The organism is Halomonas denitrificans (assembly GCA_019800895.1).
Classification (GTDB): Bacteria; Pseudomonadota; Gammaproteobacteria; order Xanthomonadales; family Wenzhouxiangellaceae.
This window is the reverse complement of the sequence record JAHVKF010000002.1, coordinates 1006391-1018197: the sequence shown is the minus strand read 5'-3', so window position 1 is coordinate 1018197 and position 11807 is coordinate 1006391. Positions and strand designations below refer to the sequence as shown.

Genomic DNA, 11807 nt, shown 5'->3' with positions numbered 1-11807 from the left:
TGTTGGTTTCGTAACGGAGTTCGTTCTCGTAGCGGACGGCGCGGCCGTCGGTGGGCGGCCTCGCCTTGCTCCCCTGATTCGCTGTCGGTCGGGCGGTCACAAGCCCGCGGCTTCGCGCAGGATGTCGGCGCGATCGGTCTTCTCCCAGCTGAAGCTGGTGAACCGGTCGTCGACCTGCTTGCCGTCGCGCTTGACCTGCCGGGTCAGTTCTTCCGGCGGGCGGCCGAAGTGGCCGTGGGTCGCGGTCTGGCGGTACATCGGGTGCAGCAGGTCGAGCATCTTGAGGATGCCGTAGGGCCGCAGGTCGAAATGTTCGCGCACCAGGCGGACGATCTTGTCCTCCGGAACGCGGGCGGTGCCGAAGGTCGTGACCGAGATCGACGTCGGTTCGGCGACGCCGATCGCGTAGCTGATCTGGATTTCGCACTTGTCGGCCAGGCCCGCCGCGACGATGTTCTTCGCCACGTAGCGGCCCGCGTAGGCGGCCGAGCGGTCGACCTTGGACGGGTCCTTGCCCGAGAAGGCGCCGCCGCCGTGACGCGCCATGCCGCCGTAGGTATCGACGATGATCTTGCGGCCGGTGAGCCCGGCGTCGCCGACCGGTCCGCCGATCACGAACTTGCCGGTCGGGTTGATGTGGAACAGGGTCTCGTCGTGCAGCCATTCCTCCGGAATCACGGGCTTGACGATGTGCTCCCGAACGCCTTCGCGGATTTCGTCCAGCGACACCCCTTCGTCGTGCTGGGTCGACAGCACGACCGCGTCGATCGCGACCGGCTTTCCGTCGTCGCCGTAGCGCAGGGTGACCTGGCTCTTGGCATCCGGCCGCAGCCACGGCAGCGGGTTGTCGTCGGACTTGCGCAGGCGGGTCTGGCGCTCGACCAGCCGATGAGCGTAGAAGATCGGCGCCGGCATCAACTCCGGCGTCTCGTTCGCGGCGTAGCCGAACATCAGCCCCTGGTCGCCCGCGCCCTGGCTTTCCGGCGTTTCGCGGTCGACGCCCTGGGCGATGTCCGGCGACTGCTTGCCGATCATGTTGATGACCGAGCAGGTCCTGCCGTCGAATCCGACCTGCGAGGAGTCGTAGCCGACGTCGACGACCACCTGGCGGATGAGGTCTTCGAGGTCGACCCATGCGGTGGTCGAGATTTCTCCGCCGACGATCACGGCGCCGGTCTTGATGAACGTCTCGCAGGCGACGCGCGCATGCGGATCCTGGGTCAGGATCGCGTCGAGCACGGCATCGGAAATCTGGTCGGCCAGCTTGTCCGGATGGCCCTCGGAGACGGACTCGGAGGTGAACAGGTACTCGCTCATCGGGTTTATATCTCTTGATGCGGATAGAAAGATATCGAAGTGTACCGCATCCTCCGTGGAAATGCATCCCGACCCGGCGTGGAAGCGCACCGAACCGGCGCCGACGAGCGGCGCTATGCTGGCCCGCAGGCCTGCACCGGAGGCGTTCATGCCCGCGCCCGATCAACTGCTGGATCTCGGTCTCCTGATCGCGCTGTTCCACGTCGTGCTGGCGCCTGCCGCCGGCCTGCACGCGGTGCTGTACAAGCGCGACTCGCGGGCGGCGTTCGGCTGGATCGCGATGTGCGTGCTTCTGCCCGTGGCCGGGCCGATCCTCTACATGCTGCTCGGCATCAACCGGATTCGCAGGCGCGCGCGACGGCTGGACTGGCCCCGGCTCCGGATCGGCCACGAGCGCGGCCGGCCGAGCCGATCCGACGTCGAACCACCCGACGCGGTCAGGGGGCACGCCAGTGACCTGGCCGCGGTCGGCGAGCGCCTCAGCCGCCATCGCCTGACCGGGGGCAATGCGGTCGAACCGCTGGCCAACGGCGACGAGGCCTATCCGGCGATGATCGACGCGATCGACGGTGCGCAGCGCTCGGTGTACCTTTGCAGCTACATCTTCGACGGGGATGCCACGGGCCGGACCTTCGTCAGCGCGCTGGAGCAGGCGCACGAGCGCGGCGTGGACGTGCGGGTCGTCGTCGACGGAATCGGGGAGTTCTACGGACGCCCCCGGATCGGACGACTGCTGGCCCGCGCCGGTGTGCCGTTCGCGCGTTTCATCCCGCCGCGGCTGCTGCCGCCCCAGCTTTCCCTGAACCTGCGCAATCACCACAAGATCCTGGTCGTGGATGGCCACACGGCGTTCACCGGTGGAATGAACATCGGAGACCGGCACGTGATGGAGCTCGAGCGTCGCCGGGGCGCGGCGGCCGACCTGCACTTCCGGATCGTGGGGCCGGCCGCGATCCAGCTGGAATCGGAATTCCTGCGCACCTGGGCCTTCTGCACCGGCGACGATCGACCGCCTCCTGCGGTGCTGGCCCTGCCGGCCGGGCCGGTTGCGGCCCGCGCGATCACCGACGGCCCCGACGAAGACCTCGACCAGTTGACCATGCTGCTGGCTTCGACCATTTCAGCGGCCCGCGAGCGAATCGACATCATGACGCCGTACTTCCTGCCGCCGCGGGAGATCGTCGCGTCGCTGCAGGCCGCCGCCCTGCGCGGCGTTCGCGTGCGACTCGTACTGCCCGCCGAGAACAACCTGCCGTTCGTCCACTGGGCGAACCGCAACATGCTCTGGGAACTTCTCTTCCACGGCATCGAGGTCGTCGAACAGCCCCCGCCATTCGCCCATACCAAGCTGCTCCTGATCGACGAAGCCTACATGCAGGTCGGTTCGACGAACTGGGACTGCCGCTCGCTCCGGCTCAACTTCGAGCTTCAGGTCGAGCTGTTCGACGAAGGTCTCGCCGGAGCGCTTCGCGAGCGCTTCGACCGCACCTTCGACGGCGCGCGCCCGATCACGCTCGCCGAAGTCGACGGCCGCAGTCTCCCCGCGCGCCTTCGCGACGCGGTCTGCTGGCTGTTCACGCCGTACCTGTAGCGATCGTCCTTTGACGCGAAGCCGGCGGAGGGGTCTAATGCGCGTTGAACCCTACGCATCGGGAGAATCGCATGACCCTGCTCGTTCTCGGCCTCGTGCTGTTTCTCGGCATCCATTCGCTGTCGATCGTCGCTCGCCCCACCCGCGACCGGCTCGCGGCACGGCTCGGCGTGACGACCTTCAAGCTCGCCTACTCGGTCGTCGCGCTGGTCGGCTTCGTGCTGCTGATCGTCGGCTACGGCGAAGCTCGGCTCGACCCCACCGTGCTCTACGCGCCACCGGAATGGACCCGCCACCTGACGATGCTCCTGATGCTGATCGTGTTTCCCGGCTTTTTCTCCACCTATTTTCCCGGACGCCTGTCCGACGTGCTGAAGCACCCGACGCTGGTCGCGGTGAAGGCGTGGGCTCTGGCCCATCTGCTGGTCAACGGCACGCTCGCCGCGGTGGTGCTGTTCGGGAGTTTCCTGGCCTGGGCGGTCGTGGACCGGATTTCCGCCAAGCGGCGCCCGCTTCCGTCTGCCGCGCCCACCTTTCCGCGCCGCGCATGGAACGACGCCATCGTGGTGATCGGGGGCCTGGCCGCCTACCTGGCGTTTGCCCTCTGGCTCCACCCGGCGTGGATCGGGGTGGCGGTGATGGGCGGCTGAGCGAGCGGGCCTGCCGCCGGAGGCTCAGCGACGGAGGAGGCGCTGGAGAAGGCCGCCGGATCGGGACGCCGGCCCATCGGGGTCGGCTTCGGGTGCCCCTTCGCGCTCCGGAATCGAGCGCATCACGAGGTCTTCGATCAGCGCCGGCGTGAAGCGCTCGGGCTCGAACTTCGCCAGCCCGTGGCGGTCGAGAACCCGCTGAATCTGCTTTTCCAGCGCGACGAACTTCATCGGCAGGCCGTCGAAGCGGCGCCGGGCCAGCGGCCGTCGGGTCAGCCGCCGGACTTCCGTGTGCCGGTCGTCGCGGCAGATCCGGGCGTAGAGCGCATCGACTTCGTCGGCCGGGCCCTCGAGGTACTGGAAGAATCGACCCTCGGCGAAATGCAGCAGCCCGCTGATCGACCCATTGCGATTGTTGCGGCGCGAGACGGTCAGGATTCGGGCCACTTCGTGATGTACACCGATCGACCGCGCTTCGCCAGGAAACGCGGCTTTCGAGCAATAGCTCATTCCGATCAGTTCGTTTGCGCCGTCCATCGGGTGTCGGAAATGCGGGTCAGTACGCAGCGCACACTACCCTGCCGATCTGCAGGATTTGTCAACGCGGAAACGTCTCCATGTGAGGTCGGACGGGTGGTTCCGGCGACCGGTGCGCGAACCGGCGCGAATGGGCGCTACCGGCGACCGAAGGAACCGCCGTGCCACCCCCGCACGATGACGGTTTGGTAGTATTCCCGCCACCATGCGATACGTCGTTTCCCTCAGTCTTCTGCTGGCCCTGCTCTGGCTGGGCATCTCCGGCGTCTACAAGCCGCTGCTGTTCGCTCTGGGCAGCCTTTCCGTGCTGTTCGTCGTCTGGATGTCCCGGCGAATGGACGTCGTCGGCGTCGAGCACAATCCCGTGCTGTATTCGTGGCGTCTCCCGCTGTACTGGGCGTGGCTGATCTGGGAAATCGTCAAGGCGAACCTCGAAGTGGCACGCGCGGCGCTCGGCCCGAGCAACCGGGTTCGCCCGCAGGTCGTCCGCGTCCCGGTCCGCCTTCGCACGCCGATCGCGAAGGTCACCTATGCGAACTCGATCACGCTGACCCCCGGCACGGTCACGCTGCAGCTCGAAAGGGACTGGATCGAGGCTCATGCCCTGCTCGACTCGACCGCTCGCAGCCTTCAGGCCGGCGACATGGAGCGGCGCATCGCGTGGCTGGAGGGCGGGCGTTGAATTCCGTGCTCGTGCTGACCGCGCTGGCCATCTTCGTCACGATGGCGCTGGCACTGATCCGGGCCCTGCGCGGGCCCTCCGTGTACGACCGGATCGTCGCGGTCAACGTATTCGGGACCAAGACCGTGCTCATCGTTGCCCTGATCACCGCCATCAGCGGCAATGACGACCTGATCGACGTCGCCCTGGTCTATGCCCTGATCAACTTCATCGCGATCGTCGCGGTTCTGAAGCTGGCCCATATGCGCGACCTGGCCGGCGCCGGCGAAGGGGACATCACCGATGGCTGAGACGATCCTCACCTGGCTATCGGGCGTCTTCCTGCTGACCGGTGGCGCGTTCGGAATCCTCGGCGGCATCGGACTGCTGCGCTTTCCGGATTTCTACAGCCGGCTGCATGCCGCCGGCATCACCGACACCCTCTGCGCGCTCCTGATCATCCTCGGTCTGCTGATCCAGGCGGGCCTGGCGCTGATCAGCATCAAGCTGCTGCTGATCCTGCTGTTCCTGCTGTTCACCGCGCCGACCGCGAGCCACGCCCTGGCCCGGGCGGCGATGGTCGAACAGGACGCCCCGACGCCCACAGAATCGAACGGAGAGCCGTCATCGAATTCCTGATCGACATCGCCCTGCTGACGTTTCTGGTGGTCGTCGCCGTTGCGGTGATCGCGGCGCGCGACCTGTTCTCGGCCGCCATGCTGTTCGCGATCTATTCGCTGCTTTCGGCGGCACTGTTCGTTCTCCTCGACGCCGGCGACGTCGCGCTGACGGAAGCGGCCGTCGGCGCCGGAATCTCGACCATCCTGATTCTCGCGGTCCTGACCCTTGCGCGACGCTACGAGCACCCGGTCAAGGCGCTGAACTGGCCGGCCCTGGGCGTGGTCACGGTGACGGGCGCCTGCCTGATCTGGGCGGTTTCGGATCTTCCCGAATTCGGCGCGGCGGACAATCCGGTCCAGACCCACGTCGCGCCGTATTACGTCGAGCAGACCTACAACGACATGGGGATTCCGAACATGGTCGCAGCCGTTCTGGCCAGCTACCGCTCGATCGACACCTTCGGCGAGGTCATCGTGATCTTCACCGCAGGTCTCGGCGTGTTCGCGCTGCTGGCCGTCGCGCCTCGCCGCCGTCGCCGCGACCCGGGCGAATCGCCCGCCCGCGAAGATCGATCGGAGACGTCGCGATGAGAGCCAACGGCATCCTGCGCATCGTGGCGCGATTCCTGATCCCGCTGATCATGCTCTTCGCGCTGTACGTGCAGTTCCACGGCGACTATTCTCCGGGCGGCGGTTTCCAGGCCGGCGTGATCTTCGCTGCGGCATGGATCCTGTTCGTGCTGATCTACGGCCTGGACGCCGGGCTGAAAGTCATTCCGGAGCCCATGATGTTCCGCCTCAGCGCCTGTGGCGCACTTCTCTATGCCTTCATCGGCCTGCTCGGCGTGGCCTTCGGAGGCCGCTTCCTCGAGTTCGCCGTGTTGCTGGACGACCCGAAGCAGGCGCAGCAGGCCGGAATCATCCTGGTCGAGTTCGGCGTGGGGGTCACGGTGGCCAGCGTGGTCATGCTGATCTTCGTGATGTTCGCGAAGCGCCGCGCGCTGACCCACCCCGACGACCGCGTGGAGGAAATGCGCTGATGGACCTGCTCGGCCACTACAACTACTACGTCGTCGTGGTGCTGATGATGATCGGCTTCTACGCGGTCATCGCCCGGGGCAACATGGCCAAGAAGATCATGGGCCTGAACCTGTTCCAGACCTCCGTGTTCATCCTGTTCATCTCGGCCGGCAAGATTCTCGGCGGCGCGACGCCGATCCTGCGCGACGGCGTCGAGGTCTATTCGAACCCGCTTCCTCATGTGCTGATCCTGACCGCCATCGTGGTCGGCGTGGCCACCACCGCGGTGGGACTGGCGCTGGCGGTCCGGATCAACGAAGCCTACGGCAGCATCGAAGACGACCTGCTGATCGAGGCCGAGGACGTGGTCGATACGGAAGGTACCCACCAGGACCGGTCGCCCGACCCCGATCACGCGGCCGAGACCGGAACGGACGGGTCACGCTCATGAGCGTACTGGAGTGGATGCCTTTCAGCGTGCTGCTGCCGCTGATCGCCGCGCCGGTCTGCGCACTTCTTCCCGGTCGCTGGCTGCCCTGGTCGCTGACCCTTCTTTCGGTCGCCGCGTCCGCGGTGATCACCGCCTTCGTGCTCCCGGCCGCGCTGGACGAACCGCTGCGCTACGCGTTCGGCAACTGGCCGCCACCGATCGGCATCGAATACCGGGTCGACGCGGTGAACGCGCTGCTCGCGCTGCTGATCGCCTGGATGGGCATCATCATCCTGCCCTTCGCCAAGCTCACCGTGGACCGCGAAGTCCCGCAGCGCCAGGGCCCGTTCTACGCGCTGTTCCTGCTCGCGATGGCCGGTCTGATGGGCATCGTGCTGACCGGCGACGCGTTCAACGTGTTCGTGTTCCTCGAGATTTCCTCGCTGTCGACCTATGCGCTGATTGCACACGGACGCAAGCGCGCGGCCCTGCTGTCGTCCTTCCGCTACCTGATCATGGGCACGCTCGGGGCCACCTTCTACCTGATCGGCATCGGCCTGCTCTACATCATGACCGGCACGCTCAACATGGTGGACCTCGCAGACCGCATCCCCGAGGTCGCCGAAACCAATGCCGTGCGGGCCGCCTTCGCGTTCATCGTGATCGGCATCGGACTGAAGCTGGCGCTGTTCCCGCTCCATCGCTGGCTGCCCGGCGCCTACACCAATGCACCTTCGGCGGTCACCATCTTCCTGGCGGCCACCGCGACCAAGGTCGCCGTCTACGTCCTGCTGCGAATGGTGTTCACGGTGTTCGGCCTGGAGTTCGCGCTGGGCATGCCGTACCGCGAGGTGTTCTTCGTGCTCGGTACGCTCGGCATCCTGTTCGCCTCCGTGTCCGCCATCGACCAGCCGAACGTCAAGCGCATGCTGGCCTACTCCAGCGTGGCCCAGATCGGGTACATCGCGCTGGCCATCAGCCTGGTTTCCGTCGACGGCGTCGCCGCCGGCCTGGTCCATATCTTCAACCATGCATTGATGAAGGGCGCGCTGTTCATGGCCGCCGCAGCGATCATCTACCGGCTCGGCGCCGACCGGATCGAGGACCTGGCCGGACTGGCGCGATCGATGCCATGGACGATGCTGGCCTTCGTGCTGGCCGGCCTGTCGATGATCGGGGTTCCGCTGACCGCCGGATTCATCAGCAAGTGGGCCCTGATCGCCGCGTCGATCAACCAGGGCAACTGGATTGCCGTGGTCGTGGTGCTGGTCGGGTCGCTCCTGGCCCTGCTGTACATCGGGCGGGTCGCGGAGGCGGCCTACCTCAAGCCTGCGCCGGAGCGGAAAACACCCGTTCGTGAAGCGCCGCTGGCGCTGCTGGCGCCGATGTACGTCCTGATCGCCGCCAATTTCTGGTTCGGCATCGACACCCGCCTGACCCTGGACATCGCGACCCGCGGTGCCGAACTGCTGGTCGGAGGTGCGCCGTGAGTCCGGCCACCGTGATCGTGCTGCTCATCGCCGTGCCGTTGATCGGCGCCCTGCTGATTTCGCTGGCGGGCCGCTGGCCGAACCTGCGCGAGGGCATCACGCTCGTCACCGCGGCCACGCTGTTCGGGATCGCGACCCAGTTGATCGATCCCGTAGTCAACGGCAACGGCGCTTCGCTGGTCCTCGCCGAGCCGTTGCCCGGCCTGTCGATCGCCTTCGATGTGGAGCCGCTGGGCCTGGTCTTCGCCCTGCTGGCCAGCCTGCTCTGGTTCGTGACCTCGGTCTACGCGATCGGCTACATGCGCGGAGCGCGCGAACCGCGCCAGACGCCGTTCTACGCCTTCTTCGCCATCGCGATCTCCGGCGCCATGGGCGTGGCAACGTCGGCCAACCTGCTGACCCTGTTCATCTTCTACGAAGTGCTGACGCTCTCGACCTGGCCGCTGGTCACGCACAAGCAGAACGAGGCCGCGCGGGCCGGCGGGCGGACCTACCTCGGCGTCCTTCTGCTCACGTCGATCGGCTTCCTGCTGCCGGCCATCATCTGGACCTGGGTCGCTGCCGGCACCACGGATTTCACGCCGGGCGGCGTCCTGCTCGGCAAGCTCGGACCGACCGCGGCGGCCGTCCTGCTGACGATGTTCGTGCTCGGAATCGGCAAGGCCGCCGTGATGCCGATGCACCGCTGGTTGCCGGCCGCGATGGTCGCGCCGACCCCGGTCTCGGCACTGCTGCACGCGGTCGCGGTCGTCAAGGCCGGCGTGTTCACGATCACCAAGGTCGTGATCTACATCTTCGGGCTGGACTTCCTGGCCGCCGTACCGCTCGAGCAGTATCTGATCTACCTGGCCGGGTTTACCGTTGTCGCCGCCTCCATCGTTGCGTTGAAGCAGGTCGAGATCAAGAAGATGCTGGCCTATTCGACGATCAGCCAGCTCAGCTACATCGTGCTTGCAGCGCTGGTCCTCGCGCCCTTCGCCGAGATCGGCGCGGCGGTACATATCGTCGCGCACGCCTTCGGCAAGATCACGCTGTTCTTCTGTGCGGGCGCGATCTACATCGCCTCGAGCAAGACGCGCGTCGACCAGCTGCGAGGAATCGGTCATCGGATGCCGTGGACCATGGTGGCGTTCACGATCGGCGCGTTGTCGATGATCGGCGTTCCGCCGACCGCCGGCTTCGTCTCCAAGTGGTACATCATCGCGGGCGCGTTCCAGGTCGACAGCTACTTCGTGCTGGCCGTGATGGGCGCTTCGACCGCGCTGAACGCGGCCTACTTCCTGCCGATCGTGTTCCGCGCCTTCTTCCGTCCGGAAGACCAGGCGCCGGCGCGCGACCACGGCGAAGCGCCCTGGCCGATGGTTGCCGCCCTGGTCTTCACCGCTGCGGCAACGATCCTGTTCTTCGTGTTCAACGGGCCGGTAGTGGACATCGAATCCCGCATCCTGGAGGTGGCCAAGTGAGCGAATCCCGCCCGCAGCGACCGGCCGGCGACGACCATTGGCTGGTGCGTCCGAAGACCATCCGCATCCTGTGGTGGGTGTTCGGCGCGATCCTCGCGCTGACCGTCATCGCCCAGGCCTTCGTCCATGTCCACGGATATTTCGTGGTCGACGAGTGGATCGGTTTCAATGCCGTCTACGGCTTCCTCACCTGTGTCGCGATGGTCGTCTTCGCCAAGTTGCTCGGTTTCCTGCTGAAGCGTCCGATCGACTACTACGACGTCGAGCCGCGCCTGACCCCGAACAAGCCGGAACACGACGATGATTGAGTTCGTCCTGCCGCCCGCGTTCCTGATGATCATCGGCGCGCTGCTGATCGGCGTCAGCCGGCCGGCGCTCCGGCCGCTGCTGGCGCTGGCCACGCCGCTGGTGACCCTGTACTTCATCTGGCAGGTCGGCGACGGCGTGCAGCAGACCGTGACGTTCCTCGGCTACGAGGTACAGCTGGTCGAAGGCAGCGCCCTGCGCCGACTGTTCGCGACGGTCTTCGCGCTGATGGCCTTCGGGGGTGCGCTGTTCGCGTTCCGCCAGTCGAAATGGTGGGAACTTTCGGCCGCCCTGATGTACGCCGCCGGCGCGATCGGCGTGAGCTTCGCCGGCGACCTGATCGTGATGTTCCTGTTCTGGGAACTGATGGCCCTGTTCTCGACCGTGGTGGTCTGGTGCGGCGGCACCGAGTCGGCGCGCGCCGCCGGCATCCGCTACGCGATCATCCACCTGCTGGGCGGCCTGATCCTGAAGATCGGCATCGAAGGCCTGATGATCCAGACCGGGTCGATCGAGATCCGAGCGCTCTCGCTGGTCGACTTCAACAGCTGGATGATCTTCATCGGCGTACTGATCAATGCCGCGGCGCCTCCCCTGTCGGCCTGGCTGGCCGACGCGTATCCCGAATCCAGCCCGATGGGCGGCGTGTTCCTGTCGGCGTTCACCACCAAGACGTCGGTTCTGTCGCTCATCCTGCTGTTCCCGGGTGAGCCGCTGCTGGTCTGGATCGGCCTTTACATGGTGTTCTACGGCATCATCTATGCGCTGCTCGAGAACGACATGCGGCGGATTCTCAGCTATTCGATCGTCAACCAGGTCGGTTTCATGGTCGTCGGCATCGGCATCGGCACGGAGCTCGCCCTGAACGGCGCCGCGGCCCATGCCTTCACCCACATCATCTACAAGGCCCTGCTGTTCATGAGCGCCGGCGCGGTGCTCTATCGAACGGGCGTCAGCAAGTGCTCCGAGCTGGGCGGCCTGTTCCGGACCATGCCGCTGACCACGCTCTGCGGCACGATCGGTGCGCTGGCGATTTCCTCGTTCCCCTACACCTCGGGGTTCATCTCGAAGTCGATGATCTCGTCGAGCGCGGCCGGTGAACACCTCACGCTGGTCTGGTTCCTGCTGGTGGCGGCGTCGGCCGGGGTCTTCCTGCACGCCGGGATCAAGTTCCCCTGGTTCGTGTTCTTCCAGAAGGATTCCGGACTGCGCCCGCCCGAAGCACCGTGGAACATGCAGGTGGCGATGATCCTGTTCGCGATCGCCTGCATCGGGCTGGGCGTGTTCCCGGGCCTGCTCTACGGCCTGCTGCCGTACCCGGTCGACTACGTTCCGTACACGCCGGACCACGTCGTCACCCAACTGCAGTTGTTGCTGTTCGCCGGCCTTGCGTTCTTCGTGCTGCTGCCGCTGATGAAGCGCACGGACACGCTCAGCCTCGACTTCGACTGGCTGTGGCGTCGTGGACTTCCGGTGATTCTCGAGCGGGTCGACAGGGCCGTCGGCCGCGTCCGCTCTTCGGCATCGTCGAATGCTTCACTGGTCGGCCGAAACCTCTACGCGCTGATGCGCGAGAAACCGATCCGGTATTTCTCGAGCCGCAGCCCGATGGGTCAGACCGCGATCTGGATGGCCGTGCTGCTCGCGCTGGTAGTGATCCTCGCCCTGACCTGAGCCCGCGACCCGGCGCGCGCCGTGGCAGGGTCGCGCAGGAGATCGCGA

The 11807-nt window shown here is 66.3% G+C and carries 12 protein-coding genes and 1 pseudogene; 11 read left to right on the top strand and 2 right to left on the bottom strand.

Annotated elements, in window-relative coordinates; genetic code table 11:
- Positions 1–96: 96 nt before the first annotated feature.
- On the bottom strand, positions 97–1317 hold the full coding sequence (gene metK, locus KUV67_08585; GenBank protein MBY6204935.1) for a methionine adenosyltransferase: 1221 nt from the start codon (positions 1315–1317) through the stop codon (positions 97–99).
- A gap of 148 nt (positions 1318–1465) precedes the next feature.
- Here metK and KUV67_08580 point away from each other — a divergent pair, with 148 nt between their 5' ends.
- Positions 1466–2908: a PLDc N-terminal domain-containing protein gene (locus tag KUV67_08580; protein ID MBY6204934.1), complete on the top strand. Its 1443-nt coding sequence runs from the start codon at positions 1466–1468 to the stop codon at positions 2906–2908.
- Positions 2909–2979: 71 nt separating this feature from the next.
- Positions 2980–3558, top strand: a complete 579-nt coding sequence (locus tag KUV67_08575; GenBank protein MBY6204933.1) for an NnrU family protein — start codon at positions 2980–2982, stop codon at positions 3556–3558.
- Positions 3559–3582: 24 nt separating this feature from the next.
- Here the strand turns inward: KUV67_08575 and KUV67_08570 are convergent, their stop codons facing one another.
- Positions 3583–4095 carry a BLUF domain-containing protein gene (locus tag KUV67_08570; GenBank protein MBY6204932.1) on the bottom strand — a complete coding sequence of 171 codons (513 nt, stop codon included), beginning with the start codon at positions 4093–4095 and terminating at the stop codon, positions 3583–3585.
- 205 nt (positions 4096–4300) lie between these two features.
- Between KUV67_08570 and KUV67_08565 the strand changes: the two genes are divergently transcribed.
- The 9 genes and pseudogenes from KUV67_08565 to KUV67_08525 all read left to right on the top strand — a co-directional run bounded on the left by KUV67_08565 (position 4301) and on the right by KUV67_08525 (position 11759).
- Positions 4301–4777, top strand: a complete 477-nt coding sequence (locus KUV67_08565) for a Na+/H+ antiporter subunit E (GenBank protein ID MBY6204931.1) — start codon at positions 4301–4303, stop codon at positions 4775–4777.
- Positions 4778–4782: 5 nt separating this feature from the next.
- A complete protein-coding gene (locus KUV67_08560) occupies positions 4783–5067 on the top strand; it encodes a pH regulation protein F (protein MBY6204930.1) in 285 nt (94 codons plus the stop codon).
- Complete coding sequence (gene mnhG, locus KUV67_08555; GenBank protein MBY6204929.1) at positions 5060–5395, top strand: monovalent cation/H(+) antiporter subunit G; 336 nt, start codon at positions 5060–5062, stop codon at positions 5393–5395. Before KUV67_08560 ends, mnhG begins: the two co-directional genes overlap by 8 nt.
- Positions 5365–6416 (top strand): annotated as a pseudogene (locus KUV67_08550) (DUF4040 domain-containing protein). The gene mnhG and the pseudogene KUV67_08550 overlap by 31 nt, the downstream one beginning before the upstream one ends.
- A complete protein-coding gene (locus KUV67_08545) occupies positions 6416–6847 on the top strand; it encodes a cation:proton antiporter subunit C (GenBank protein ID MBY6204928.1) in 432 nt (143 codons plus the stop codon). Before KUV67_08550 ends, KUV67_08545 begins: the two are co-directional and overlap by 1 nt.
- On the top strand, positions 6844–8316 hold the full coding sequence (locus KUV67_08540) for a monovalent cation/H+ antiporter subunit D family protein (protein ID MBY6204927.1): 1473 nt from the start codon (positions 6844–6846) through the stop codon (positions 8314–8316). Before KUV67_08545 ends, KUV67_08540 begins: the two co-directional genes overlap by 4 nt.
- Positions 8313–9779, top strand: coding sequence for a monovalent cation/H+ antiporter subunit D family protein (locus KUV67_08535; protein MBY6204926.1), 1467 nt, complete (start codon positions 8313–8315; stop codon positions 9777–9779). The genes KUV67_08540 and KUV67_08535 overlap by 4 nt, the downstream gene beginning before the upstream one ends.
- Positions 9776–10087: a hypothetical protein gene (locus KUV67_08530; GenBank protein ID MBY6204925.1), complete on the top strand. Its 312-nt coding sequence runs from the start codon at positions 9776–9778 to the stop codon at positions 10085–10087. The genes KUV67_08535 and KUV67_08530 overlap by 4 nt, the downstream gene beginning before the upstream one ends.
- Entirely contained in the window at positions 10080–11759 is a 1680-nt protein-coding gene (locus KUV67_08525) for a Na(+)/H(+) antiporter subunit D (protein ID MBY6204924.1), read from the top strand. Before KUV67_08530 ends, KUV67_08525 begins: the two co-directional genes overlap by 8 nt.
- Positions 11760–11807: the final 48 nt, after the last annotated feature.